At 57.5% G+C, this 25,612-nt stretch carries 29 protein-coding genes; 18 read left to right on the top strand and 11 right to left on the bottom strand.

What is annotated here, in order from left to right:
• Window positions 1-28: 28 nt before the first annotated feature.
• Window positions 29-1,054, bottom strand: a complete 1,026-nt coding sequence (gene hemE, locus Q8N00_09580; GenBank protein MDP2383040.1) for a uroporphyrinogen decarboxylase — start codon at window positions 1,052-1,054, stop codon at window positions 29-31.
• Between the two features lie 367 nt (window positions 1,055-1,421).
• Here hemE and Q8N00_09585 point away from each other — a divergent pair, with 367 nt between their 5' ends.
• Entirely contained in the window at window positions 1,422-2,396 is a 975-nt protein-coding gene (locus Q8N00_09585; protein MDP2383041.1) for an acyl-CoA desaturase, read from the top strand.
• A gap of 43 nt (window positions 2,397-2,439) precedes the next feature.
• Here Q8N00_09585 and Q8N00_09590 read toward each other — a convergent pair whose 3' ends face one another.
• From Q8N00_09590 to Q8N00_09605, 4 genes are all read right to left on the bottom strand, one after another.
• Entirely contained in the window at window positions 2,440-2,907 is a 468-nt protein-coding gene (locus Q8N00_09590; GenBank protein ID MDP2383042.1) for a hypothetical protein, read from the bottom strand.
• Window positions 2,908-2,924: 17 nt separating this feature from the next.
• Complete coding sequence (locus tag Q8N00_09595; protein MDP2383043.1) at window positions 2,925-3,794, bottom strand: DMT family transporter; 870 nt, start codon at window positions 3,792-3,794, stop codon at window positions 2,925-2,927.
• Between the two features lie 180 nt (window positions 3,795-3,974).
• Window positions 3,975-4,184 (bottom strand): hypothetical protein, encoded by a 210-nt coding sequence (locus Q8N00_09600; GenBank protein MDP2383044.1) that lies wholly within the window; start codon window positions 4,182-4,184, stop codon window positions 3,975-3,977.
• A gap of 129 nt (window positions 4,185-4,313) precedes the next feature.
• Window positions 4,314-4,490 carry a hypothetical protein gene (locus Q8N00_09605; GenBank protein MDP2383045.1) on the bottom strand — a complete coding sequence of 59 codons (177 nt, stop codon included), beginning with the start codon at window positions 4,488-4,490 and terminating at the stop codon, window positions 4,314-4,316.
• 128 nt (window positions 4,491-4,618) lie between these two features.
• Here Q8N00_09605 and Q8N00_09610 point away from each other — a divergent pair, with 128 nt between their 5' ends.
• The 10 genes from Q8N00_09610 (at window position 4,619) to Q8N00_09655 (ending at window position 15,368) form a co-directional block, all read left to right on the top strand.
• Window positions 4,619-4,927 carry a zinc ribbon domain-containing protein gene (locus Q8N00_09610; GenBank protein ID MDP2383046.1) on the top strand — a complete coding sequence of 103 codons (309 nt, stop codon included), beginning with the start codon at window positions 4,619-4,621 and terminating at the stop codon, window positions 4,925-4,927.
• A gap of 68 nt (window positions 4,928-4,995) precedes the next feature.
• Entirely contained in the window at window positions 4,996-5,817 is an 822-nt protein-coding gene (locus tag Q8N00_09615; GenBank protein MDP2383047.1) for a substrate-binding domain-containing protein, read from the top strand.
• Window positions 5,818-5,855: 38 nt separating this feature from the next.
• On the top strand, window positions 5,856-6,308 hold the full coding sequence (locus tag Q8N00_09620; GenBank protein MDP2383048.1) for an IPT/TIG domain-containing protein: 453 nt from the start codon (window positions 5,856-5,858) through the stop codon (window positions 6,306-6,308).
• Window positions 6,309-6,489: 181 nt separating this feature from the next.
• Window positions 6,490-7,908 carry an acetyl-CoA carboxylase biotin carboxylase subunit gene (gene accC, locus Q8N00_09625; GenBank protein ID MDP2383049.1) on the top strand — a complete coding sequence of 473 codons (1,419 nt, stop codon included), beginning with the start codon at window positions 6,490-6,492 and terminating at the stop codon, window positions 7,906-7,908.
• Window positions 7,909-7,963: 55 nt separating this feature from the next.
• Window positions 7,964-9,916 (top strand): sodium-extruding oxaloacetate decarboxylase subunit alpha, encoded by a 1,953-nt coding sequence (gene oadA, locus Q8N00_09630; protein MDP2383050.1) that lies wholly within the window; start codon window positions 7,964-7,966, stop codon window positions 9,914-9,916.
• A 175-nt stretch (window positions 9,917-10,091) separates the two neighbouring features.
• Window positions 10,092-10,883, top strand: coding sequence for an alpha/beta fold hydrolase (locus Q8N00_09635; GenBank protein MDP2383051.1), 792 nt, complete (start codon window positions 10,092-10,094; stop codon window positions 10,881-10,883).
• 62 nt (window positions 10,884-10,945) lie between these two features.
• Window positions 10,946-11,608 (top strand): thiol peroxidase, encoded by a 663-nt coding sequence (gene tpx, locus Q8N00_09640; protein MDP2383052.1) that lies wholly within the window; start codon window positions 10,946-10,948, stop codon window positions 11,606-11,608.
• A gap of 146 nt (window positions 11,609-11,754) precedes the next feature.
• Window positions 11,755-13,179, top strand: a complete 1,425-nt coding sequence (sthA, locus tag Q8N00_09645; protein ID MDP2383053.1) for a Si-specific NAD(P)(+) transhydrogenase — start codon at window positions 11,755-11,757, stop codon at window positions 13,177-13,179.
• 112 nt (window positions 13,180-13,291) lie between these two features.
• On the top strand, window positions 13,292-13,960 hold the full coding sequence (gene tenA / locus Q8N00_09650; protein ID MDP2383054.1) for a thiaminase II: 669 nt from the start codon (window positions 13,292-13,294) through the stop codon (window positions 13,958-13,960).
• Between the two features lie 457 nt (window positions 13,961-14,417).
• Window positions 14,418-15,368, top strand: a complete 951-nt coding sequence (locus tag Q8N00_09655) for a hypothetical protein (protein MDP2383055.1) — start codon at window positions 14,418-14,420, stop codon at window positions 15,366-15,368.
• 161 nt (window positions 15,369-15,529) lie between these two features.
• Here Q8N00_09655 and Q8N00_09660 read toward each other — a convergent pair whose 3' ends face one another.
• On the bottom strand, window positions 15,530-15,712 hold the full coding sequence (locus Q8N00_09660; GenBank protein ID MDP2383056.1) for a hypothetical protein: 183 nt from the start codon (window positions 15,710-15,712) through the stop codon (window positions 15,530-15,532).
• A 165-nt stretch (window positions 15,713-15,877) separates the two neighbouring features.
• On the opposite strand from Q8N00_09660, the gene Q8N00_09665 reads away from it, so the two are divergent.
• The 5 genes from Q8N00_09665 (at window position 15,878) to Q8N00_09685 (ending at window position 20,624) form a co-directional block, all read left to right on the top strand.
• Window positions 15,878-16,858, top strand: coding sequence for a FlgO family outer membrane protein (locus Q8N00_09665; GenBank protein ID MDP2383057.1), 981 nt, complete (start codon window positions 15,878-15,880; stop codon window positions 16,856-16,858).
• A gap of 22 nt (window positions 16,859-16,880) precedes the next feature.
• Window positions 16,881-17,669, top strand: a complete 789-nt coding sequence (gene thiD / locus Q8N00_09670; protein MDP2383058.1) for a bifunctional hydroxymethylpyrimidine kinase/phosphomethylpyrimidine kinase — start codon at window positions 16,881-16,883, stop codon at window positions 17,667-17,669.
• Window positions 17,670-17,882: 213 nt separating this feature from the next.
• Window positions 17,883-19,163, top strand: coding sequence for a hypothetical protein (locus tag Q8N00_09675; GenBank protein MDP2383059.1), 1,281 nt, complete (start codon window positions 17,883-17,885; stop codon window positions 19,161-19,163).
• A 34-nt stretch (window positions 19,164-19,197) separates the two neighbouring features.
• Entirely contained in the window at window positions 19,198-19,980 is a 783-nt protein-coding gene (locus Q8N00_09680) for an alpha/beta fold hydrolase (protein ID MDP2383060.1), read from the top strand.
• Between the two features lie 191 nt (window positions 19,981-20,171).
• Window positions 20,172-20,624, top strand: coding sequence for a hypothetical protein (locus tag Q8N00_09685; protein MDP2383061.1), 453 nt, complete (start codon window positions 20,172-20,174; stop codon window positions 20,622-20,624).
• A 530-nt stretch (window positions 20,625-21,154) separates the two neighbouring features.
• Here the strand turns inward: Q8N00_09685 and Q8N00_09690 are convergent.
• Window positions 21,155-21,487: a hypothetical protein gene (locus Q8N00_09690; protein MDP2383062.1), complete on the bottom strand. Its 333-nt coding sequence runs from the start codon at window positions 21,485-21,487 to the stop codon at window positions 21,155-21,157.
• A gap of 130 nt (window positions 21,488-21,617) precedes the next feature.
• On the opposite strand from Q8N00_09690, the gene Q8N00_09695 reads away from it, so the two are divergent.
• On the top strand, window positions 21,618-21,830 hold the full coding sequence (locus tag Q8N00_09695) for a hypothetical protein (GenBank protein ID MDP2383063.1): 213 nt from the start codon (window positions 21,618-21,620) through the stop codon (window positions 21,828-21,830).
• Window positions 21,831-22,181: 351 nt separating this feature from the next.
• On the opposite strand, the gene Q8N00_09700 is transcribed toward Q8N00_09695, so the two are convergent.
• Window positions 22,182-22,967 (bottom strand): SUMF1/EgtB/PvdO family nonheme iron enzyme, encoded by a 786-nt coding sequence (locus Q8N00_09700; GenBank protein MDP2383064.1) that lies wholly within the window; start codon window positions 22,965-22,967, stop codon window positions 22,182-22,184.
• A 118-nt stretch (window positions 22,968-23,085) separates the two neighbouring features.
• Window positions 23,086-23,745 (bottom strand): class I SAM-dependent methyltransferase, encoded by a 660-nt coding sequence (locus Q8N00_09705; protein ID MDP2383065.1) that lies wholly within the window; start codon window positions 23,743-23,745, stop codon window positions 23,086-23,088.
• A gap of 161 nt (window positions 23,746-23,906) precedes the next feature.
• Between Q8N00_09705 and Q8N00_09710 the strand changes: the two genes are divergently transcribed.
• On the top strand, window positions 23,907-24,179 hold the full coding sequence (locus Q8N00_09710) for an HU family DNA-binding protein (protein ID MDP2383066.1): 273 nt from the start codon (window positions 23,907-23,909) through the stop codon (window positions 24,177-24,179).
• Between the two features lie 58 nt (window positions 24,180-24,237).
• Here Q8N00_09710 and Q8N00_09715 read toward each other — a convergent pair whose 3' ends face one another.
• Both Q8N00_09715 and Q8N00_09720 read right to left on the bottom strand, forming a co-directional pair.
• Window positions 24,238-24,729 carry an MOSC domain-containing protein gene (locus Q8N00_09715; protein ID MDP2383067.1) on the bottom strand — a complete coding sequence of 164 codons (492 nt, stop codon included), beginning with the start codon at window positions 24,727-24,729 and terminating at the stop codon, window positions 24,238-24,240.
• The gene (locus Q8N00_09720; GenBank protein ID MDP2383068.1) at window positions 24,726-25,595 is read right to left on the bottom strand and encodes a 50S ribosomal protein L11 methyltransferase; all 870 of its coding nucleotides are present in this window, start codon (window positions 25,593-25,595) and stop codon (window positions 24,726-24,728) included. Before Q8N00_09720 ends, Q8N00_09715 begins: the two co-directional genes overlap by 4 nt.
• Window positions 25,596-25,612: the final 17 nt, after the last annotated feature.

Below are 25,612 nucleotides of genomic sequence, written 5' to 3' on the forward strand. Positions count from 1 at the left end.
CTCGGATGTAAGAGACGCTTCACCGCTCCTAGCGTTGACTGAGCTTGTGCACCATATCGATGGTGGCAGCCACATGCTCGATCGGAGTCGTCGGCAAGATTCCATGGCCCAGATTGAAGATATGGCCTGGCCGGCCAGCGGCTCTGCGCAAAATATCGGCGACGCGGCGTTCGATTTCTGGCAATGGCGCATAGAGCGCTAAGGGGTCGAGATTCCCCTGCACCGCCACATCATGCCCCACCATGGCCCAGGCCTCATCGAGATGGATGCGCCAGTCGACCCCGATCACATCCCCGCCCGCTTTCCGCATCTGACGAAGCATCGCCGAGGTGCCCGTACCGAAATGAATCATCGGGACGCCTTCCCGCTTCAACCCTTCAAAAATCAATTGGACATGCGGCATCACATATTCTTCATAGTCGCCGATGGAAAGGCAGCCGACCCAACTGTCGAACAGCTGAATCACCTGCGCGCCGGCCTTGATTTGCCGCCGCAGATAGCCGGTAATCACCCGCGCAAACTTGTCCATGAGCAGATGCCAGGTCTTCGGCTCGCCATACATCATCTGTTTGGTGAGGAGATAGTTCCGCGAACTCCCGCCCTCAATGGCATAACTCGCGAGCGTGAACGGTGCCCCGGCAAACCCGATCAACGGCACGCGCCCGTTCAATGCGCGGCGCGCTTGACGGATGGCTTCGGCCACATACTCCAGTTCATCCCCGTCGATCACCTTGAGCCGCTCCACGTCCGCCTGGGTGCGAACCGGATTGTGGATGACCGGCCCCTCGCCTTCCGCGAACTCTAGATTGAGGCCCATCGGTTCGAGTGGCAACAGGATGTCGGCAAAAATAATGGCCGCATCGAGCGGAAAACGATCGATCGGCTGCATCGTAACCTGCGCCGCCAACTCCGGCGTCTTGCACAGCTCCAGCATCGAATGCTTCGCGCGAAGCGCACGGTATTCCGCCATATAACGGCCCGCCTGGCGCATGAACCAGACCGGCGTACAATCAACCGGTTCGCGCCGGCACGCTTTGAGAAAACGATCATTCATCATTTCTGCATTCTAGAGACGAGGGGGCGAGGGTGTCAATTCGCAATGGAACGAGTGCCGTGGCACGAGGTCGTCCTGACATCGCGTCTGCATAAACAGTAGACAACCCCTCTGATTTCTATAGAATACAAGGGAAGGTTCATGCTGCCGCTGACGTCCTGTTTCACTTTTCAAACGGTTCTGTGTATAATGACTCGTTCTTGCACCGCTGGAGTCCCAAAGTCGTAGTCTTTGCACTCTAGTATCTGCGGCCTGCCTAACGAGTTATATTCACACGCGCCGCGATCTCACTCAGCCTTACCGGGGCAATCTGTGCCTTGCACCACGTCCCAGTAACGCATCGCCCCCTGATCTTGGAGGTAAGCGAATGTCAGATGTATCCGTCCTACAGACAACGAAAGCCCAGAACCTCAAGCTCACGGTACTCCGTTGGTTCGATTCCTGGGCCGGCATTGAGAATATGAAGGTCGAAGGCCCTCCAAAAATGGACTGGATCCGTTGCATCCCGCTCATCGCCGTCCATGTGATGTGTCTCGGAATTATCTGGGTAGGATGGAGCTGGACAGCCGTTGCTGTGGCGACGGCCTTTTATTTTGTGCGCATGTTCGCCATCACCGGCTGGTACCACCGTTACTTTTCGCACCGAACCTTCAAGACGTCACGCGCCTGCCAATTTGCCTTCGCGGTCCTGGGAGGCTCCTGCGCCCAGCGCGGTCCGCTCTGGTGGGCCGGGCACCATCGCCATCACCACATCGCATCAGATACACCGGATGACGTCCACTCCCCTCTGCACGGAGGATTTCTCTGGTCACATATGGGCTGGTTCACTTCACAGACGCACTTTGCCCCTCGGTTGAAGAACATTGCAGACTTCGCGAAGTTCCCCGAGCTCCGCTTCCTGGATCGATTCGATATCCTCGTGCCCACCCTCGCCGGGTTCGGCATGTTCGGACTGGGGATGCTGCTCGAAGCCTATGCCCCAGGCCTCGGCACGAATGGCCCCCAGATGTTGATCTGGGGCTTCTTCGTCTCAACCGTTGTGCTCATCCACGGCACCTGCACCATCAACTCCCTTTCTCATGTCTACGGCTCTCAGCGATACGAAACGGGAGACACCAGCCGCAACAATTTCATTCTTGCGCTGATCACCATGGGGGAAGGCTGGCACAACAATCACCACTACTATCCGGCATCCACCCGCCAAGGATTTTATTGGTGGGAAGTCGATATGACCTACTACTGCCTCAAGCTGATGGAACGGCTCGGGCTGGTGTGGGACATCAAGGATGTGCCGATCTACGTGCGTGAAGGCAAGAGCAAGCAGGACGCCATCGCGGTATAACGTGCGAACCGCCGCTTGTGACTCGTTACAAACGGCGGTTCCTCTACACCCACTCCGTCGACTCTCGAGAGGGGCCTTCAGTCACCCGCCCAACGAGCGCTGCACGAATCTCTCGGCTCACCTGATCGATGTCCCCAAGATCCGAGGCCGCAACGATCCAGGCCTCTGCCGGTTCAAGTTCAATTCGGTAATGGTTCTTCCTCGCCGAAAACCATTCGATGTAGGGATGCGGCACGAGGTTCGGGTGGGGGTCGAACGAGATCAGATTCACCGTTCCGATTTGTGGATTTTCCATGTCCCCGATGATCTGCCCGGCAAGATCCTCGTCTTCAAACCGGGAATTCCGAAACTGAATGACCTGCCCCGCGATATCGGGTTTAAAATTTCCACGCAAATACACATCGACTGGACCGATCACGGCAAACAAGATCCGCCCCACGATCGTTCCCTCGACGCGATTGTCCAGAAACCCTTCCTGCACCCAGCGCCCATTGCCAAATTTTTGTGACATCCGACTCCTCCGATATACTAGACCGGCTGGACTGAGGCAGCGCCGGGCAATGGCGCTTTCGATCCGCTGCCAAGCGAGCCCACCACTACCGCGACTAAAATGAGGCCGCTGCCGATCCATCCTTGTAGATCCAACGTTTCCCCCAGAAAATACCAGGAGAGCCAGGCCGCATAGGCCGGCTCCGAGGCAAAGATCAACGCCACCTGTTGTGCCGGAAGAATCCGCTGCGCCCACATCTGAACCGCGAAGGCCCCGGTCGCAAGACCCCCGGTCACCCCAAGCCCGAGCAACAACAACGCGGTCGGTGCAAAGGCCTGAGCCGGCGCCTGCTCTATCAGCATAGTGGGGAGTAACAGGACGACCATGGCCATCATCTGCCAGGCAAAGAGGGACGGTGCATCGACTTCGCGGGTAAACCGCTCGAGGCAGGCGATATGCGCAGCAAACGCGAACGCACAGCCAAGCGTCATGAGGTCGCCAAGATTTCCGGATGCGCTGGGCTTCACCAGCAGCCAAAGCCCCACCGTCGCGACTCCGGTGGCCAATAAGACGCGCCAGTCGAATCGGCGAAGAATCAAGGGCACAATCACGACATACAGCGCCGTAATAAAGGCAGAGTTCGATGAGGTGGTATAGTGAATCCCGACCGTTTGCAGGACATAGCCGAGAAAGAGCCAGCCTGTGGCGATCGCACCGGCCCGCAACACCGCCGGGTCACGGTGCAGGCGAAGTCTCCACAGCAGAAACCCGCCCCCGACCAGCAACGCCCCAAGCAGGAATCGCAGAAACAAAAACGACAACGGTGGAATCTGCTCCAACACCGCTTTGGTCGCAGGAAACGTCGCGCCCCAAATGAACGTTGTCAGAAGGAGTGCGAATCGTGGCATCAGATCGTGTGATGGGTGAACAGTGATGAGTGATGGGCCGAAGCGTCCCCTCAGGGGCGCACGGTGCGACGAATAAGGAGCACCAAGTCCGTGCGCGCCGCCGAGTGGTGAGGCGGCCGGGTCCCCGGTGAAGATCTGAACGATGCAAGAACGACGCTGGCAGACTTTTTCAGCATCCCGCTACGCTTTGCACAGGACGCAGCGCCGCTGATCCGTCGTCCCAGCCTGCTCCATCGCCGCGAGCGCTCGCTCCTTGTCAGGATAGTCGAACCAGCCGCCTTCCCAGAAATCGCTGGAGGAGCCGATCGTCGACGAGGGCACTTCGGCACAACGATCCTTGTGGAGCGTAACCCGATCAATTGAGCGGGCGATGTGAATCCAATAGATCATAGGAACAGCCCTTCACAGACAGACCGAGACGCGGCCCTTGGGTTACGACTCTGGGCTCGTCCGCGCTCACGACCTGCGATCAGATTCCACTTCGATCGACGAGGGAGTCTCGTCGACGATTGAGACAACTTACGGCAGGAGCTGCCACTCATCTTTCTCAATGAAGACCTTGACGCCGGTCTCGAGTTTCTTGATATCGTCCTTATCGAAGAGCCTCATGTAGCGCTCGATCCGATCCTCGTCATCGATCCGCTCTTCTTGCATCATTCCACTGGTACTCTTGTATTTCCGAATCAACAGGGGCATCGAAATCCTCCTCGTAAGCCACTAGAAGTCACCTCAACAAGGTGTGTACAATAAGGTAAAGTTCACGGGCCGGTCAAGAGCGGATTCGCACTCTGCCCCGGTAAAATCCAGCATGAAGGATACGCACGATGCCGATCTACGAATATCGTTGTGGAAAATGCGAAAAGCAGTTCGACGCGACCCAATCCGTCCATGTCAGACCAGAAGACACGATCTGCCCGCACTGTCAGGCCCAGGAGGCGACACGCTTGATCTCCGCCAGCACGACAGTGGTGAAAGGGACTCACAAAACCGGCTTTGCTGAACAAAAAGCCTACAACATGCTGGACGAGCGGATGGATAATTTCTCCAAGCTTCCACCACTGATGGGGAGGCGTGCCGCCCCCGAGGCTGGCGCACCACCCGACCCCGCAAGCGGCGGCATCACGGAGAACTGAACCGTGGGTCGGCATGTGAACGCACAGCATCCCCGCCCCAATATCCACCCCAACGCTATGGAGATCTCATGATTGCGAGACAGATCCTCTCGCTAGGCCTCGGCTTGCTATTCAGCTGGGGGACGGCGCAGGTCGCCCTTGCAGAGGTCGCCGGCAATCTCATTATCGCCGGCAACGGACCTGAGGTCACGACGCTGGAGTCCCTCGCCCGCGCATTTGAAAAAGCCAACCCACGCGCCTATCTCGATGTCGTCTGGGACGGCAACTCGAAACCGGTTGAGATGGTCAAATCGGGCCAGGCCCATATCGCCGTGACCGGAACTGAAACGCCGGATCTCTCGGCCACCGTCATCGCCTGGGATGGAATCGGCATACTCGTGCACCTCTCCAATGTGACAAAAGATGTGACGAAGCAGCATGTCGCCGACATTTTCTCCGGCAAGATCACGATGTGGTCTGAATTAGGCGGTCTCGACACGAAAATACTGGTCATCGACCGGCCTCGCAATCAAAACATCCGCGATGCGTTTGAGGATCAGCTTGGCGTGACCGGAAAGATCACTGGTAGCGCCAAAGTCATCGGCTCCGATGAGCAGGTCGTCAAAACCGTCGTAGGAACATTACCCCCACTGTCTGCCATCACCTATCTCTCGTTAAGTCAGGCCCTGCCTGCCGTCTCAGGCGGCGTCGCCGTCAAACTCCTGCCCATCGACAAGATCGAGCCGGAAGTCCCCACCGTGAAAGACGGACGTTATCCCTTCCGACGCCCGCTCCTCCTCCTGTCCAAGAAGGAACCGAACCCCCTGGCTGAGGCCTTCACGCAGTTCGTACTGTCCCAAGCCGGTCAAGAACTCATGGCCGACACATACATTCCGCTCAAAGAGAAATAGTCCCAACCCGTCGTTTATTGAAGGAGGCACCTATGCACATGTGGCGATCATCGATCTTCATGGTACTGGGGCTCATCGGAAGTATAAGCTCACCGCTTCCTCTCTCCTATGCGGAAGAGCCGGGATCCATGGTGGACGGCGCGGGATTCACCCTCTACGGGACCGAATCGATCAAGGGGTCCGATGCTGCAAAGGTCGAACGGGACCCCGTCTGCGACCGGAGCAAGCGGCCAAAAATATTCAAGGTCGAACCGGATGAAGCCAAACCTGGCCAGAAAGTCACGATCAAAGGCGAGAATTTCGGGGCCAAAGAATGTTTCCACGGGGTGGCCTTCAGCGCGGCAGGGCCTGCCAAAATCGACTATACCTTCGTCAGCGAAACGACCATCGAAGCGACCGTTCCTGACGTCCGGGCCGGCATGTCGTTCATCGACGTGGTCGCCGGTGGCGGCAACGCCAGGTCAAAGGGCTTTTTAGTCCAGGCCAAGTAACCGGAAGCCGGCAATCTCCTCACGAGGCGCGGCACAATGCCGTGCCTCGTGTCCCCTCGATCAAGCCCATTTCAGCCTTCGTTCTCTCGACAAGACTCTTGATCTTATGCTAGCTTACGCGCTCATTTTCGCCTGAGAACTCTCGCGGATTCGCGCGCGATCTGAGGAGACGGGGACTGGTATGTTCAAGAAGATTTTGGTGGCCAATCGCGGCGAAATCGCCATGCGGATTATTCGCGCCTGCCGCGAATTGAACATCGCCACCGCCGCCATTTACTCCGAAGCTGATTCGACCGGGATCTACGTCAAAAAAGCGGACGAGGCCTACATGGTCGGCCCGGGACCGGTCAAAGGCTTCCTGGATAGCCAACAAATCGTCAGTCTGGCCCTACGGATCGGCGCCGACGCCATCCATCCAGGCTACGGATTTCTCTCGGAAAACTCGAAGTTTGCGCAACTGTGCCAAACCTCCGGCATTACCTTCATCGGCCCATCGCCGCAAGCCATCGACTTAATGGGGAGTAAGGTCAACGCCCGCGATCTCGCCAAGCGAGTGGGCGTTCCCATCGTCCCCGGTACCGAAGGCGGCGTCACCGACGTAAACGAGGCCTTGGCCTTTGCGAAAGCTACGGGGTATCCCGTCATCATTAAAGCCAGCGCAGGCGGAGGGGGACGCGGCCTCCGGGTGGTCCGGTCCGACGCCGAACTCCGTGAAAACATGGCGGTGGCGTCTCGGGAAGCACAAGCGTCGTTCGGCGATGGCAGCGTCTTCCTCGAAAAGTATATCGAACGGCCGCATCACATCGAATTTCAAATCCTGGCCGACAAACACGGCAACATGATCCACCTGGGCGAGCGCGATTGCTCGATCCAACGCCGGCATCAAAAGCTCATCGAAATTGCCCCCTCGTTGATCCTGACGCCGAAGCTACGAGCCGAAATGGGTGACGCGGCCATCACGATCGCCAAGGCGGTCGATTATGACAATGCCGGCACAGTCGAGTTCCTGCTCGACCAGGACGGCCATTATTACTTCATGGAGATGAACCCTCGCCTCCAAGTCGAGCATACGGTGACCGAACAGATCACCGCGATCGACATCGTGCGTAATCAAATTGCCATTGCGGCCGGTAATCCGCTTCGCATCACGCAAAATGAAGTCACGCTTCAAGGCCATTCCATCCAATGCCGCATCAACGCCGAAGACCCCAAGAACAACTTTATGCCTTGCACGGGCACCATCACCGCCTATCTCTCGCCGGGCGGGATCGGGGTCCGCATCGACGGAGCGGTCTACAACGGCTATTCAATACCGCCCTACTACGACGCCCTCTTGGCCAAACTCACCGTCCGTGGCCGTACCTGGGAAGAAACCGTCAGCCGCATGAGACGATCGCTCGAAGAATATGTTCTGCGCGGGGTGAAGACGACGATCCCCTTTATGAAGGAGATCATGCAGGAAGAGGATTTCATGGCAGGGCGTTTCGACACCTCCTACCTGGAAACGCATCCTGCCCTGTTCAATTACGACGAGTTCGAGCAGCCGGAGGATCTGGTGCTGGCGCTCTCCGCTGCCATCGCCGCCTACGAAGGGCTGTGACCACACAGCCGCCGATCAACCACCGATAACGAGTTAACCGGCAGACTAGAACATCATGGCGACACGACGACCGACAAAAAAACAGGCCCCTAAGAAACGAGCGGCAGCACCAGCCGTCCGTACGTCGAAGACACGTGCGAAGGTCAGCCCTGAGCTGATCATCCAACCGGCAACCGGCAAGCCCATCCTGATTACTGATGTCGCCTTGCGCGATGGCCATCAGTCGTTATTAGCCACACGCATGCGGACGGAGGACATGCTGCCCATCGCCCAGAAACTTGATGCCGTCGGCTATTGGTCGCTCGAAGTCTGGGGCGGGGCCACCTTCGACACCTGCCTCCGCTTTCTCAAAGAAGATCCGTGGGAACGGCTGCGCGCACTGCGCGCCGCCATGCCCAACACCAAACTGCAAATGCTGCTCCGCGGGCAGAACCTGGTCGGCTATCGGCATTATGCCGACGATGTGCTGGAACGGTTCATCGAACGATCCGCCGCAAACGGCATCGACGTCTTCCGCATCTTCGACGCGCTGAACGACATCCGCAACCTCGAGCGGGCCATGCGCGAAGTGAAAGCCTGCGGCAAACATGTCGAAGCCGCCATCAGCTACACCGTCAGTCCCGTCCACAGCGTAGACCGTTTTGTCGATATGGCGAAACGGCTGGAGGACCTCGGAACCGACACCCTCTGCATCAAAGACATGGCCGGCCTCCTGGCCCCGGTCGACGCCTATCACCTTATTCGCCGGATCAAAGCCGCCGTAAAGGTCCCGATCCATCTCCATTCGCATTACACCTCGGGAATGGCCTCGATGACCTCATTGATGGCCATCCTCGGCGGGCTGGACATGCTCGATACCGCCATGTCACCGTTGGCCGGCGGGACATCACATCCCGCGACGGAAACCGTAGTCGCCTCGCTGAAAAATACTCCGTATGACACAGGGCTGGATCTCGCCGCATTCCTCCCGATCACCGAACATTTCCGCACCGTTCGAAAAAAATACCGTCAATTCGAAAGCGAATTCACCGGGGTCGATGCCGAAATTCTCACGTCGCAGATCCCCGGCGGCATGCTCTCGAATCTCGCAGCCCAACTGACTGAACAGAACGCGCTCGATCGAATGAAAGAGGTCCTGGATGAAGTGCCACGCGTCAGAAAGGACATGGGGTATCCCCCGCTCGTGACCCCCACGAGTCAGATCGTCGGCACCCAAGCCACGCTGAACGTGCTGACGGGAGAACGCTACAAAGTCATCACCACGGAAACTAAGAACTACTTCCTCGGACTCTACGGCAGGGCACCGGGACCGCTCGATCACGACATCATGGCCCGGGCGATCGGGGACGAACAACCCATCAAAACCAGGCCGGCTGATCGACTGGAGCCGGAACTCGACGCCATCAAAAAAGATCTGCCTGCATCGGCCACCACGATAGAAGACCAGCTCTCATTCACGCTGTTCCCCGCCATCGCGCGTGACTTTTTCGAAGCGCGCGAGAAGGGGGACCTGACGATGGAGCCTCTTGAGAGCTTCCAGCCCAGTGGACCTGGTGCCGGCACCGAACTCCATTTGGCACCCGCAGAATTCAACGTCACGGTCCATGGCGAAACCTACCATGTGAAGGTATCCGGTTCCGGGAGGAAGGTGGACGGGCGCAAACCCTACTACATCCGGGTGAACGACAAACTCGAAGAAGTCTCGCTGGAACCGATTGAGGAAATCCTGGCTGGCGTACCGGAGGCTCCTGACAGCGGCACCGGCACCAAGCGTAAACGACCTAGACCCTCCAAGCCTGGAGACGTGGCCCCCCCGATGCCTGGTCGCGTCGTCAAAGTACTCGTCGCAATCGATGCCGTGGTCAAGACCGGTGACCCGCTCCTGATCATCGAAGCCATGAAAATGGAAAGTCAGGTCCCCGCGCCGATCGACGGGACAATCACCGCCATTCTGGTCGTAGAAGGCGACAACGTGAAGACGGATGAAACAGTCATCCAGCTGGAATAGCTCCCTTCACGACAGCCCGGCGCCACCACCTCGCAGCGCTCGTACCTGGGTGCGCACTTCGCTCGTAGGCCTGTCGCTCATGCTGACTGCTTGCACGTCACCCTCTTCCTTGCCTCAGTGGTTCGACGCCCTCGGACGCCTCCCCCTCAACAGCGTCACGGTCCAGGGTCAACGCATGGCGTACCTCGACGTGGGGCAGGGGCCGCCCGTCCTGCTCCTCCATGGATTCGGGGGCTCCATGTGGCAATGGGAGCATCAACAAGCGGCGCTCTCTGCCCATTTCCGCGTGATTACGCCTGACCTGGTCGGCGCAGGGCTGTCAGACAAACCCGATATCGAATACCGGCCGGATCAACTGCTGGCATTTCTCGTGGGCTTCATGGATGCGCTCAACATTCCTCAGGCTACGATGGTGGGCAACTCCATGGGCGCAGGCCTTGCCATCGGGCTCGCCCTCGACCACCCAGCACGAGTCTCACAGCTCGTTCTCATCGACGGGCTCCCGGCTCATGTCATGGAGCACCTGGCCAGCCCCTCGCTTCGTCGCGCCTTAACGACCAGCGCTCCATCCTGGCTGGTCTCGTTCGGCAATTGGCTCGTTGGAGGCCTGATGCTCGAATCCACGCTGCGTGAATTCGTCTACGATCCAGCCCTGTTGACTCAAGCCGTACTGGACCGCTCCAACCACAACCGCCAGCAGCCAGGACTCTTCCGAGCGTTGCTGACCATCGGCACCAACCTCCCGTTGTGGGAAGAACACTTTGCGCCACGCATCACATCAATCACCCACCGCACCCTGATTCTGTGGGGTGAGGAAGACCGCGTGTTCCCCCCCACAGCCGGCGAACAGCTCCACCAAGCCATCGCCGGCTCGACCTTCGTCCGCATCCCCAAGGCGGGGCACATCCCGCAGTGGGAACGACCGGAGGCCGTAAACAAGGCACTCCTGGACTTTATGAAACCCTAGCTACACCAGCACAGCCCACAGGACCACACGACAATGCATATGGTTGTCTTACCAAGGAGAACATGATGAGGTCAGTATGTCGAACAATCATCGGCGCCACAATCTGCCTGACGATCGGGCTTAGCGGATGCGGGAGTACCGGAAGCGGGACCAGTTTTCTCTATAAGAACCTCACCGTCGCAGACGGCAGCGCTATGGCGGGTGAAGGCCATACCGTCCTTTTCAAGGGAAGCCCCCTAGCCCTCTCGGGAACCGGCATTACAGTCGGCGATCCTCTCCGAGAGGTCACAATGACACAGACGGATCTCTCGCAAGTCAACATCACCGATACCAAGGGCAAGGGCAAGGTCCGGATCATCAGCATCGTGCCGTCGCTGGACACGAAAGTCTGCGAGCAACAAACCCATTTTCTGAGCGAGAAGAATAAAGGGCTGGACAAGCTCATCGAGCTGATCACCGTCAGCATCGATACGCCATTCGCCCAAAAGCGATTCGCGGAAGAGGCCCATATCACCAACGTCACGTTCCTCTCCGACTATCGAGGCGCAGAATTCGGAAAGACCTACGGGCTCTTCCTCAAGGCCCCCCACATCCTGGCGCGTACCGTCATGGTCATCGACGCCCACAACCAGGTGCGGTACCTGCAAATCACGCCCGAGCTGGCACAGCTTCCGGATATGAATGAAGCGTTTGCCGTAGCCAAGTCCTTGATCACGGCCAGCTAGGCTGAGAAAATGGCACGGTCGGAGTTCAGGCCATGGTCAAGATGTTTGAGGTTCGGCGTTCGAGGTGTTGGGACTTCGAACCTGGAACCTCGAACTGTTCTGTCTGAACCTAAACCTCATCCTCACCCGTTGCAGACAGGACCCTGATGGCACAATACGACATGCTGGTGATTGGAACCGGCCCGGCGGGCCAGAAAGCGGCGGTCCAAGCCGCCAAGCTGGGCAAGAAAGTCGGCATCATCGAGCGCAAAGCCGTCGTCGGCGGCGTCTGCACCAACACCGGCACCATCCCCAGTAAATCCCTCCGCGAAGCGGTCCTCTATCTCTCGGGATTTCGCCAACGCCATCTCTATGGAGCTGGCTATCGAGTCAAGAAAACCATCACGATCGACGATCTCGCCTTTCGCGCCAACCACGTCATCAAGAACGAAATCGAGACCGTGCGGAAACAGATGGCCCGCAACCATATCGATCTCATCTACGGAGAGGCCCGATTCCTCGATCCCCACCGGCTCCTCATCCAGCAGGCTGGCACGTCGACGGAACATCGAGCGCATATCATCGTCATCGCGGTCGGAACAGAACCGGCCAGGCCGCACGACATCCCCTTCGATGATCGCACGATCATCGATGCCGACGGTCTCCTCACGCTCACAGACCTTCCAACATCGATGGTCATTGTCGGAGGCGGCGTGATCGGCACGGAGTATGCCTCGATCTTAGCCGCGATCGGTGTGCCGGTCATCCTGATCGACAAGCGTCCGCGCTTGCTCGAATTTGTCGACGCGCAGATCATCGAGGCTCTGCAGCAGCAGATGACCGACATGGGCATCACGCTCTATCACGAAGAAGAAGTGGTCACGATCCAGAAAGAGGCCGACGGACAGGTCATCGTCACGTTGAAGAACCGGCCGCCAATTGCCACTTCAATGCTCATGTACGCCATCGGCCGCAGTGGCGCCACGAAGCCCTTAAACCTGGAATCGGTCGCCATTAAACCGGATGCGCGAGGCCGCCTGACTGTGAACGACCATTTCCAAACCTCTGTCCCCCATATCTACGCCGTCGGCGACGTCATCGGGTTTCCTGCCCTGGCTTCCACCTCCATGCAGCAAGGGCGTCTTGCCGCTTGCCATGCCTTCGGGCACCATGACCGCACCGACACAGACCTCCTCCCCTACGGCATCTATGCCATTCCTGAAATCTCCATGGTGGGAAGGAATGAGGAAGAACTGGCCAAGGCAGGGGTTCCCTATGCCGTCGGCATCGCACATTATCGGGAAATCGCCAGGGGGCAACTCCTCGGCGACAACACCGGCATGCTGAAGCTGCTGTTTGATCCCCACACCCATGCGCTGCTAGGCGTCCATGCCATCGGAGAAGGAGCCACGGAGCTCATTCACATCGGCCAGGCCGTCATGGCCTACCAAGGACGAATTAACTACTTCATCGACACGGTCTTCAACTACCCGACCCTGGCAGAATGTTATAAAGTCGCCGCGCTGGACGGCATCAATCGATTGCCGAGGCCCTGGCCGCAGCCGACGACAGCCGTGAAAGGTGAACCGTGAGACAACAGCATCTGTCGATCTGATGAATTTGATGAATGTCTGGCATTCATCAAATCAACACATTCCGAAACCTTCCTTCATAGGATGCGTTTAACGAGAGAGGAGTGAATCCATGTCGTTTTCAGATCATCTGCGTATGCTGGCTCAACCGATCTGGGATGCACAGCTCACCCATCCGTTCGTCGTGGCGTTGGGCAAGGGAACATTGCCGGAACGAAAATTCAAGTACTACATCCTGCAAGACGCCAGGTTTCTCGGCGACCTGGCCCGCGTATTTTCTGCCGGAGCGATGAGAGCGCCTGATTCAGAGACGGCGCTGCGCCTCACAAAGCTCGCAGAAGACACCATCGTCGTCGAACGCAGCCTCCACGAAGGATATGGGTCGCGTTGGGAGATGAGCGCCAAACAGATGTCCTCCGTGCCCATGGCACCGACCAACTATGCCTACACCAGGCATATGCTGACCGTCGCGCATACAGGCTCGGTAGCGGAGATCACCGTCGTCGCCCTCCCCTGCGCCTGGATCTACTGCGTCGTCGGACAGCATTTATTGAAGAACGGACCTCCATCTAAAAATCATCCCTATCGCGACTGGCTCATGCTCTACGCCTCGCCAGAATTTGCAGAAGTGCAGACGTGGATGCGCAAGAAAGTCGACCAGTGGGCCAAAACCGCGGGAAAGGAAGAAAAGCGGCGCATGGAAGAAGCGTTCGTCATCAGCTCGCGGTATGAGTGGATGTTCTGGGAGATGGCGTGGAACGAGGAGAAGTGGCCGGTGTGAGAGAGGGCGGGCCAGAACTGGGCGGCTCTCTCCGCTTGGAGCCACAGAGCGCCGTTGGCCGCTCGATGCTTCGCCTCCGCTTGGCGCCGAAAACTAGCCACACCGTCGCGCCGGTGTGGCGTCGAACATTCGTCGCCACTGCCTACGGCAGACGCTGCAGCTCAGCATGAACGGTCACCCAACGGCGCTCTGATTACGCTCCAAGAGCCGCCAAGCCCCGGCCCTAAAATTGGTCACCGGCCGAGAGGGAGAGGGGATGAAAATAAGAGGAAGCGGGAGGCTTGAACCTCCGTGCAAATCGCCGGACAGACGCTGGTACCCCGCTGATTGTGAAACACATCAGGAACAACAGAAGGGGCGGGGAAAAGAGAAGCGTGAAAAATTGTGTCGTCTACGCTCATACGCCCACTATAAATAGAACCAAGTTCTAGCCCCATCCTGTTTCGCCATGTCGATAATGAACGAGATTCTAGTATCAGCAAAAAGTACCCGAAGCCAGATTCTGACCAAACTAACCGCAGCGTGCGATTGGGCAGGAATCTCTAGAGGGCGAGCATTAGAGTACGGAGCTCTGTTCGCAGAACACTTCACAATCGAAGAGAAAACTCGCGAACATTTCTTTGCTTATAACGAACTCTCAGATGTGTCGGAGGCATACGAACTATGGCTCAACGAAGTGGACTTGTTTCCAGGGTTGAAAGAAATGATTCGTGAGGTATTTTCAAGCGGCCCCCTGCTTCGCGAAGACGAGCGTCCGGGGAACTCAGGTAGTCGGCCAAGGAACGATGCCTTCCCAATCATTCTAGCTGGGAAGTTGAACAAAGCAGGAATCGCAGTTGCGTCCATTGAAGGCATCCGACGGAATAAAAGCGCTCGGGCTCGTGACCCAAACGAAGGTATCATCATAAAGTCAGATATTGCGATTGAGCACTGTGATCTGCTCATCCCAATAGAGTGCAAACGACCTCAATCGATTGAAGCCATGTATGCACGAGCCGCCGAAGCCCGAAGGCAGTTATCTGGCATTAATGGCATTATTGCAATTGACTGCTCAGCTGCTATCAGACCAGCCGGGCAAGTATTGGAAGCTCAAACTGATAAGAAAGCGGCAGATTTCATAGATAGCCTGCTAGCTTCTAAAGTGGTTCCAGTCGTGAGACGACAGTTTCGACAACAAGTTATTGGCGCAATTCTCTATATTAGGACCCCTGTGCACACTGTCCATAAGATAAGTTCAATCCTTGATTCATCAGGAAATCCGGTCACAACTTATAACCTAGTAACTGCAACGACTATCTTCTTTGTTGCCAATCCAAACTCACCACAGGCAAAAGTATTCCGCTCGATGAAGGACGCCTACATGGCAACTCTATCGGCAATGGGTCAGCCCCACAACGTGGAGGGCTGACGCTGTGACGTTTCGAGAGTTTTATTGAAATCTGGATGGACTAGCCGCACTTATGGCACTTCTGAGGTGTGCCTATTGGTTGAGAGCTGGTTGCGGGTGGTGCGAGGAGAACGAATTTGTGTCTAGCCGAGACCAAAGATCCAGGAGGAGCGGGCGAGAAACTATTCAGAGATCAGGGGAACGGCGTCGGCGTGGAGGACTGTCTCGCCTGCATCGGATTGGCGGAGGCCTTCTTCAACTTTCGCTAGGAAACACAGCCGTTCGATGGCATCTTCAAGCGTGGCTGTATCGGGAAGCATCTCGACAGCCTGAAGAATTTTCTGCTTGACCGTTTGAGTCGCCATGACAATCACCTCATGTAATCATCACTCTAAGGCACTTTCCCTGAAGCGTCAACTTTCAGCCAGCCGACTTCCACAGAGGGAACCCGCTAGACAGGCCCTGCCTGCTGAGTATAATGTGCGCTAGCGTTGACGTGATTCCCGATCTCACAGGATGACTTTCCCGGCATGAATCGCCTCCTCCTCACGATCCTCCTGACCATCTCCACCTGCTGGACGGTTCCTGCTCACGCAGCCTCGCCGTACGAGGACAGCCTGAGGCTGCTGGCGGAGGGAGTGATCGCCGATGTCGCAACGGCGAAAAGGAGCCGTCTGGCGGTGATGGACTTTACCGATGCCAAAGGCATCGTCACACCGGTCGGACAGTTTATCGCGGAAGAACTGGGCACGCAGATCATGGTCACCGGCGAGTTCAAAGTCGTCGACCGCGCCCTCGTGAGTTCGACGTTGAAAAAATTCCATGTCACGAAGCTCGAACCGGCTCAGGCGAAAGCCGTGACGCGTGCGGCCAAAGCGGTACGAGCCGATGTGTTTCTTGCTGGATCGTATCTCGAATCGGCTGGAGAAGTCCGGGTCACCGTCAAGCTGCTCAACCCCAGCACCGTTCAATCACTGGGCGCCACGCGCGGCACCCTTCCCAAAGCCGGCCCGCTTGGGGACCTGATCAAGGACGTGAACAAGCCACCTGTCGTCATCATCGATCCATCCGCCAAGACGCCGCCACCATCTGGTCTCGGCTTCCATCGTAATGAGCAGTATCAGCTGGTCGTGACCGCGCTGCACCAGCGGGACAATCAGATCACGGCCGATCTGACCATCGAAAATACCTCTTCGCGTGACATCAAAGTCCTCTGCCTGTTGCAAAACACCCTGCTGGAAGACAACCATGGCGCGCTATGGAAATTGGAGGCACAAGACAATCGTGAAGGGCTCTGTGCGCGTGGGCTCGAACTCTCACCACGCGAAAAAGACCGGGCCGTGCTGACCTTCTCGGCTCCGGCCGGTGCGCAGGCGAGCCACTTTACCTTGCGTTATCACGAGAGAACGCCACGCACTGATGCCCGGTTCACCATCGAGGGCCTCACAGCCGAACCGGCTGGAGCCTCTCCAGCAGTCACCGATACGACAGCACCACCTTCCACCAATTGAAACGCACATGAACACATCACTCATCAAACAGGTGTTAACGATTGCCGGATCCGATTCTGGCGGTGGTGCCGGCATCCAAGCCGACATCAAAGCCATGTCAGCCAACGGGGTCTATGCCATGTCGGTGATTACGGCGATCACGGCACAAAATACGGAAGAGGTCACCCAGGTCTTCGAATTACCGACCTCGATCGTCGCGGCGCAAATCGATGCGGTGTTCGACGACTTTGACGTCGCGGCGGTCAAGACCGGAATGTTGTCCTCCACGGCCATCGTCGAAGTCGTCGCTAAGCTCCTGAAACCTCAAAATGTCACGAATCTCGTAGTGGACCCGGTCATGATTTCGAAGACCGGCCAGGCGCTGCTGAAGCCCGAGGCCACCGAGGCCATGAAGACGCTGCTTTTCCCTTTGGCATTGCTCGTTACACCGAATATCCACGAGGCCCAGCAACTGTCCGGCATCGAGATCACAACCCTCGCAGACGCTCGCCGCGCTGCCAAAGTCATTCATGCCTTCGGCTGCAAGTATGTGCTGATCAAGGGTGGGCACTTGCTGGCAGAACGAGGCACCGACCTGCTCTATGACGGCCGGTTCTTCAATGTATTTAAAGGGGAGTTCATCGACACCCCCCACACACATGGCACAGGCTGCACGCTCGCCTCCGCGATCGCGGCCCATCTTGCACGGGACAAATCCATGAACGACGCCGTTCAGACAGCCAAGGCCTATCTCACCGAGGCCATTCGCCACAGCCTCGCCATCGGCCACGGAACGGGACCCACGAATCACTTCTATTTCCTCCAGTCCTAGCAGAATGCTGAAAAAGTCCGCCAGCGTCGTTCTCGGCTCATCAAAATCCTCAACGTACCCCAAGGGTACGCCTCCGGTTTTGATTCGCCTGCGGCCTTGCTGGACAAACTTTTTGAGCATCCTGCGGGAATGTTATCCATTGGGCTCACGGATGCAGATGATCACAGCTCTCGGACACCAACATAGTTTTCAGCCTCCTGCCAGGAGAAATTTATGGGTCATTTGACCGCCCGCCCACTCACGTTTCTGATCACTGGGTTCGGCTGGCTGCTGCTGTCTTCGCTGGCAGGATTGGCCGTCCTCGTTGGCTTGATCCATGGCACACCGCTGCCCACTTGGTTCAAACTGGTCCATGTGCATGCCACCCTCATCGGCGGCATCCTGCAACTGATGGTCGGCGGGCTGCTTGCCTCCCTCTCGCATAATTCCCATAGTGATCGCACTCCCTCAGATTCCCATCTCGGTCTATTCGCAGCCCTAAACGCCGCCACGGTCGGTTTGCTCGTAGGATTCGGACTCGGAAACATGCAGATCGTCGGCCTGGCCGGGATTGTCGTACTTGGAGCAGTCGCCTCCATCGCCTCGGTCGCCTGGCAATACCACCGGCAAGGCTCGACCGACCAGGCCAATCCCTCCTGGCTCTATCGATTCTCACTCATCGCGTTGCTCGGAGGGTTGGCCATCGGCATCGCCATGACCTTTCGAATCATGCCGGAATACTATGCCCATGCGCGCCTGCTGCACCTGCACATCATTCTGATGGGTTTCGTCACGCTGGGGCTGATCGGCGCCACGCACCGGCTCCTGCCCACGATCTTACATGCCGAACTCTACAGCCCGCGGCTCGCCCGGCTCGTCATGCGACTGCTTCCCGCCGGCTTCGCCCTCTTGATCGGCGGGTTTATCACCTCGTCCCTCCGCTTCGAACTCGTAGTCGGGGGACTGCTCGCCCTCACCATTGGCCTCTATGCCTATAACCTCTTACGCACCTGGATCGGCTCAGGCCAGCCTGGAAACGCCGCCTCCGATCACCTCCTGGTCGCGACATTCTTCCTGGTCCTCACGATGACCCTAGGCGTCCTCGTCGGGGGCAACTTCCTCCCGCAACTACCCGTATTGCCGTTTGGATCATTGCACCTCGCAGCCTATGCCCATATGGCTTTCATCGGGTTTATGTTGCAGACCATCTATGGAGGCTTGTCCTATGCCATTCCTGTCATGTTGGCGACTAGCCGTGTCGCCAGCCGAAAAAAACAGGAGCCCTATCGAGAGCAACTGGCAGCCATCATGGACCGATGGCGAGCCGTTCAGCTGGCCGGGTTGAGCATGGGATCGATGGGCTTTGGCGTACTCGCAGCGATGACCTGGAACTTCCCGCTCAATTCACTCCCCATGCAAATCGCCACCTGGGTTACCGTCGGCCTGCTCCTGAGCAGCCTGGCCCTCTTTACCGCCAAACTCGCCTGGGCCTTCGGGGCTCCTCCCAAAGGTTAACCGGCTTGCTTCCCCTTTAATAGAACACGGCCCTATGGAAGAAGCCCTCACATTCCGTGATCGTCATGGTCACCATGTTGCCGCAATCCTAAGCAGGCCAAACGAAGCAACGTCGCGTCTCGCGGTGCTCTGCCACGGGTTTCTCTCCGGCAAGAACAGCACGACCAACAAAACCTTGACCAGCCTCCTCAATGAACAGGGCCTGGCCACCCTTCGGTTCGACTTTTTCGGTCAAGGAGAGAGCGACGGACCGTTCGAAGCGATCACGACCACGCTGGCAATCGCACAAACGGAAGCCGCCCTGGACCTGGTGGCCGCCAAGGGATACGACCGAATCGGACTCGTCGGCTCAAGCTTCGGAGGGCTCGTGGCCATTCTGACGACGGCCCGACGGCAGGACGTCACCTGCTTGGCCCTGAAATGTCCAGTGGTGGACTTTGCGGAAGAGCTGCGCGTAACATTCGGGCCTGAAGAATTGGCTCGCTGGCAAGCCACAGACACGATTCCGAACATCATGGGCGGGCTCGACCGAGTCCGTTTACAGTATGGTTTTTACGAAGACTGCCTCGAACAGATTGCGTATCGGCCGGCTGAACGAATCACCGTGCCCACATTGATCGTTCAGGGTGAGCAGGACGAATGTGTGCCGCTCCATCAAAGCCGGCGATTGCACGAGGCGCTGGGAGGTCTGAAGCGGCTGGATCTCCTGCCTGGCGCCGATCACCAGTTCACACGCGGGGAAGATTTTCTCCAGATGACGACTTCGATCAGCGAATGGCTCGTCAGGCATCTCATGACTGAGGACAAGATCGTTTAGGCTGACTAGAGTCGTGCGCAACAAATCGCACGACTCCATAGCAAAGGAGCCTCCCGCAGGATGCTCAAAAAGTCCGTCCAGCAAGGCCGCAGGCGAATCAAAACCGGAGGCGTACCCTTGGGGTACGTTGAGGATTTCGATGAGCCGAGAACGACGCTGGCGGACTTTTTCAGCATCCTACTAAACCGAGCATGATTACCGAAGGTGCCCAACAAGTATTAACTGTGCTGTATCCCCTCTACAAAGAGGAGGTCTACCGGCGACGTGAACAGATGATGCGGCTCACGGCCTTTGGTTCACTGGGCCTGATTGCCTTGCTCTGTGCATTCATCTTCAGTCCACAGAAGGATCGGCTCACGGGCTTCGATGCGCTGGTCCTCGGCATGGCCAGTCTCATCTGGTGCGGGCTGTTCTGCGCATTGATCTCTCAACAACAGTCCCGACATCGGCTGGCCAAACAAATCCTGATTCAGCTCGAGCAGGCGTTGGGGTTTTACGAAGACGGCCTTTTTGTCGAGAACCATTCTCTCTATCCGGAAGGGTGGAAGACCGCCTGGCTGGGCGATCGGACTGCGACCCTCTACTTTGTGTCGCTCTGGTCATTGACGGGCCTGTTCCTGCTCTCGCTCCTCTTCTCTTCATAACGCTCGCTCACAGCTCTCACAACATTCAGACCTCCAACTCTGCGCCCTTTCTTGCCGACCCTAGGAAGTTTCTTCCGGCTTTTCCTTCCTCTCTCTACAGATATACGTGGACACCGCCATCGCACACCGAGAGTTTCCTCGCCAATCAAACGATTTTCACGAAACATGCGGATGAATTCCCCTGCATGTACGGGGCATACGCTTTGCGTAGCTATCACCATCTGTTCCACCACCGTTCTCACGATAAAGGAAGGTACCGTGACACCGGTCCTCACATCGCACCCTGCCACATGTATCTTTCTTACCATCACCCTGTTCGCGGGCCTCACGCCCTCGATGGTTATCGCTGCTGAACAAGGGAGGGAAGGCCCGCATAGCCTGATTCACCGGCCACAGGCAGCGCGCCCTGCTCTGCGCGCGCCAAGCCGAGAGACCGGGGTCAGACCTCTCAACGATCAACCTCCTCGCCTCACACCCAGGGCCGAACTGCCGACAGCCTCAGCGCCGCCAACAAGCGCGCCAGTGAAGCATCATCGAAAACTCGCCACGCGCCCAACCATTGTATCGACCGCTATTGCAGCCCGAGAAACATCGCTCGCCGCAGCCGTGCAAGTGACACGGACAACATCCGATTCCAGCAAGGCGACTGCGCCTCCGGCAACGGCGCCAATAATACAATCGACCGCAAGCTCCGTCGCAGGCCCCTCTTCGACTGCTCCTGCGACGGCAGCTCCGAGATCTTCCACGCCATCTCCCTTAGCCAATGCGGCAACTGCCGGTTCTGTGGCCTCGACTGGAGGCGGTTCAACTTCTTCATCCAGCGGTTCAAGATCGGCAGTGAACCTGCTCAGGACCTCCGCCATTGCGAGCTTACTCCAAGCTCCCACGCCTGTGGTCGTCGCACCTCCGGCATCCCCGCCCTCTCAAATTCCTCCATCGACGTCTCCTCCAGGTCCATCGACTGGAAACGTGACACTCTCATGGACGGCAAATATGGAACCAGACTTGGCAGGCTATAAAGTCTACGTCGGCACAGCGTCAGGCCGATACGATTTCCCTGGATCTCCTTTCATGACAGGACTCGTCACGAGGTATACGGTCTCCAACCTTCCAAAGCCCCAAACCTACTTCTTCGCCTTATCCGCCTACGACAATGCCGGGAACGAGAGTGCGCTCTCGGCGGAAATCAGCAAGAGCCTCTATTAGCGACCGCTGAAAATCTCCGCCAACTGCGTTCTCGGCTCCCTAAAATCCTCAACGTACCGCAAGGGTACGCTTCCGGTTTTAGTTCGCCTGCGGCCTTGCTGGTCAGCGATTTTGAGCGATCGCAATATTCCAGCTCATAGAATATTCGGCAAGCTACTACGATCTCTTCGGGTGACCGTTTTGAGCAGCCTATTTTCAGTGGAGATGCGAAGGAGCGTATTCTCTGCAGGATGCTCAAATAGACGATCCAACTAGGCCGCAAGGAGTCCGGCGACTGAGGCGTACCCTTGGGGTACGTCGCAAGGAGACGGACGACTGAGAACGACGTTGGGCGTCTATTTCAGCATCCTGCTAGGAGTGGGCGCAGCGGAAGCCCGTATAACTATTGCGCGTCTCAGGCAGCAGTTTGAAACGCCCATAGGTGAGAAGATATTTCGGTGCGTCGGACCAGGATCCACCGCGGAGCACTTTAAATTGACCTGACTCAGGTCCTTGCGGATTGTGTTCCGGCGAGTGCTCGTAGTAGTTCACACCATACCAATCCTCTACCCATTCCCCGGCGTTCCCGGCCAGTTGCAAGAGCCCGTATGGACTCTTGCCCTGCCCATAGGACTGCACAGGCATCAAGACCTGGCTATAACTGAACCGCGCACCCAATGCGTAATTCGCCCGTTCCTTGTTCGGCACCTGATTGCCCCAGGGATACCATCGTCCATCCGTTCCTCGGGCCGACTTTTCCCATTCCGCTTCGGTCGGAAGCCGCTTCCCCCTCCACCGGCAATAGGTATCCGCATCAGACCAGTCCACGCCGATCACCGGCCGATCGCCATGCTGGGATGGCTCGACCATATTCCATTGCCACGGGGCTGGGCGATTCGTCGCAGCGAGAAAAACTGCGTACTGCGCCGTCGTCACTTCGTGAACGTCGATAACGAACCTGGATAGCCACACGTGATGCGCGGGACGCTCATCTTCAAGCGCCTGCATTCCATCGACACCCATCGTAAACGGCCCTTCGGGAACCTCGACCATTGGAGTTTCAACAAGAGGCGGCAGCTCCAGGGCCTTCGATCTTCTCAGCCGATCAAGCTGAGCAATCGTATGAGAATCGAACACGAAAAAGAAAAGGATGGTCAAAACGGTCATCCAACAAGGCCGGAGCCGAAGGCCACACCGCAGGCGTACCCTCAGGGGTACGTTGAGGATGTGACCAAGGCGAGAACGCCGTTGGGGACCGTTTTCACCATCCTGAGGACTAATGGATAAGCCCTCCTACGACCCAATGCCGATCATCCGGCACATCGATGATCAACCGCGTCAAATTCATTTGTGCCAATTGTGCACTGATTTCATCTTCGGTGAACGATGCCAGCAGCGAGTGATAGAAATCTCTCCTCAGAATGTCCGGAGCCTCAGAGGCATACCGATCGACGATCGCCTGCGCCTCTTCCGGCGATTCCGGTCGCAAGAGGTCCATCACGAGTACTGGCGAGCCTGGCTTCACAGCCAACCGTATTTTGTGCCAGAACTGCAGCGGGTTCGGCACATGGTGTAACAGGCTATTGGACATGGCGGCATCGGCCATATTGGCCCCGGCAAGGTCCTGAAATCGTTCGCAGCGGAAGGTGATACGATCGGAGAGGCCCGCTTGCCGTACCATGTCCTCGGCCAACCGGATCATCGGAGAGGACGCGTCGACCGCAGTAATCCGACAGCCCGGCACCGCGCGAGCCAAACGAATGGGAATATCGCCAGGACCACAACCCAGGTCAAGCACATGGCCCGCGGAGAATTCCGGAAAGTATTCACGGAATAGATCGACGAAGCTCTGGTTTTCCTGCGAAAAGTCCGCCGCCGCATAGGCCTGAACCTGCGCGTCGTCCTCCATCAATTCCGGTTCGAGAGTTCGATTCATCGCTCCCCCCTTGTCGCAACAAGCTTATGGCTGTTCACGCATCTTCACAACCACTCAGCGATAGACCCTACTCACTTACTTGACCATGCCCCAACCGCTTGCTATAAATACTCTCGCAGGATGTTCCTGCACATTCGTGCCAACACCGAAAGGGGAATCTCGTGAATAAATCTGAACTCATTGAAGCCATCGCCAAACATGCCAAACTGTCAAAAGCCTCAGCAGGCAGAGCGCTGGAAGGGGCCTTGTCTGCGATCAAAGGCAGCCTCAAGAAAAAGCACAGCGTATCCCTGGTCGGATTTGGCACCTTCAAAGTCAGCAACCGCGCCGCTCGCATCGGACGTAATCCTCGAACCGGCAAAGCGATCAAAATCAAGGCAGCCAAAGTTCCGAAATTCAGACCCGGCAAGGCGCTCAAAGATTCCGTCAACTAGCCATTTCCAGGACTCACCGAGCATTCAGCCCTCAGCGGTACTCGCTGAGGGCTGGGAACTATGCGGTCTTCTCAATCTTGACCCGATCCCCCGATCTCACCAGCCCCTCACGCAATACCTTGGCATAGACCCGGCTCCAGCCTGGATGCTTTTTCTGCGAGATGCGTTGATAGTCTCCCTCGCGGAACCATGGCGCATTGTGACTACAGGGGACCGTGTAGCTCTTCACTTCAAGCTGAACCTCAGGCCCAACGGATAACTGCACGCCAGGCCGAATGAGCCCCCATTCCAATCCCGCGAGCGTCAGGTTCTCCCCCGACGACCCCGCGTGAATCGGATGACCTTCGCGCTGAAGCCGTTCGAGTAATTCAAGCGAGTAGAGACAGACGGCTCGATCCGGCCCACCATGTACTTGCAGATTTCGTTGCCGGTCGCCCTCTACACCCCGCTCTGTCACCTTCGCTTCATCAATCGGCTTCTTCGGCACACCGCCGTCAGAGACGCTGATCTGATGCAGATGAGGATAGGACGGTCGTCCGGATACGGTCATCGACTGGCTCCTTCGCAGGATTCCCCCATCAACAATTCCAATGCCACCCAGCCCTCTTGCTCACGCCGTTGAGACAACAGGGCACCCACCTTGGAGAAGGCGTCGAGAATCTCCTGCTCTTGATCGAGCAGAATGCCGGACAGCAACAACCGCGCTCCTTGGCCCACGTATCGCGCCAGTTCATCGCATAGCAGCAAGAGCGTCTGCCGGTCGAGGTTCGCCAGCACGAGATGGGGCCGAGATGATCCGGCGACATCGCTCAGCGTCCCACAAACCAATTGCAATTCGCGTCCAAATCCATTCTCTGTTGCATAGTCCCGTGCGCAGTCCACCGCAACAGCATCGCATTCCACGCCAAGGGCCGAGGCCGCCCCCAGCCGCAGCGCGACCATCGCCAAAATCCCGCTGCCTGACCCCACATCCAGCACGAACTCGCCACCGTGTACGAGATCTTCCAGCCATTCGAGCAACATTCGCGTCGTCGCATGGTGTCCGGTCCCGAAGGCCTGCTTGGGGTCGAGGACAATCTCAATATCTTGTGGCTGCAGCACCGCCGGCTCCCAGCTCGGCCGGATGACAATCCGACGGCCGATCCTGATCGGCTTGACCGACTGAGCCCATTGCCGGTTCCAATCCTGATCCGGTATCGATTGCACCAGCATCTCGGCATCGGCCCCACCAAACTGTTGCAAGACCGCTCTCAACGCTGCCACATGATCGGCACTCCATCGGTCGCTCGGCCAATAGAGATGCATCGCAGGACCATCCTGCCAGGCCCCCTGTACGAAGGGATCCGACAGCGCGCCCAGGAACTCTCCCGCGTCGATGTCGGCGTGAATCGTGACGTCTATCCAATCCTGTGCCATTGAATCCTATCCTGTTA

The sequence above is a fragment of the Nitrospirota bacterium genome, assembly GCA_030684575.1.
Taxonomy (GTDB): Bacteria; Nitrospirota; Nitrospiria; order Nitrospirales; family Nitrospiraceae; genus Palsa-1315.